Here is a 682-nt window from a genome sequence, read left to right on the forward strand (position 1 = left end):
GCTCTTGCCCAAGAATTTCAACGCGCATCGCAATCCCCGCATAAGACACGTCGCTAACGACGTCGTTAAACACGTGTCTTAGGCCATCAAGGCCTTAGGCGGCAGGCGGCGCCAATCGGGCGGTTACGATAAGCTGATCCCCGCGGTGATTGAGTTCGCCGCCGGGATTAACGCTTAAAAGGTCATGTTGTTATGCTCACTAATACGTACCTTGTAGGGTCAGGGCGAGTTCAAGATTTCTTTGACAAATTAAAAGGTGGTCAGGCACCTGAACAGTTTACGACGCAACTTCTTAAAGACTGGGGGTTCAGCTCATCGAATGACCGAGCATACATACCGTTGTTAAAAGCTCTCGGCTTCCTCTCCCCTGATGGAAAACCAACTTCTCGTTATCACAGTTATCGGGATCATTCTCGATCCAAGAAGGTGATGGCAGAAGCTCTTAGAGAGGCATACGCGGATATCTTCCTTATAAAAGAAATTCCGTCCGCTGCAGACAGGGGCGCTATTCTCGGAAAATTTAAAGATCGTGTCCCGGGAGATGGTGTAGCTGAGTAAGGGTGGTCATCGGGATTTTCCGGTAGGGTTGGGTTGTTCAAGCACAACCTGATGGAAAGACCACCGATGACCAAAGACATGATGGACCTTCGCTCACTCGTTGAGAAGAGCGCCGACGCGGATT

General features: G+C 50.1%; 1 protein-coding gene. It reads left to right on the forward strand.

All coding sequences use genetic code 11. The annotated features are described in order from the left end of the window. Nucleotides 1-192 precede the first annotated feature (192 nt). On the forward strand, nucleotides 193-558 hold the full coding sequence (locus tag ACI3K0_RS30775) for a DUF5343 domain-containing protein (RefSeq protein WP_404946989.1): 366 nt from the start codon (nucleotides 193-195) through the stop codon (nucleotides 556-558). The last annotated feature ends 124 nt before the right edge of the window (nucleotides 559-682 follow it).

Origin of the sequence: Rhizobium sp. ZW T2_16, assembly GCF_044987325.1 — a bacterium.
In the GTDB taxonomy this organism is placed as follows: Bacteria; Pseudomonadota; Alphaproteobacteria; order Rhizobiales; family Rhizobiaceae; genus Neorhizobium; species Neorhizobium cellulosilyticum.

Excerpts from the sequence above, each read along its gene's own strand:
- ACI3K0_RS30775 (WP_404946989.1), top strand. The coding sequence starts at position 193 with ATGCTCACTAATACGTACCTTGTAGGGTCAGGGCGAGTTCAAGATTTC.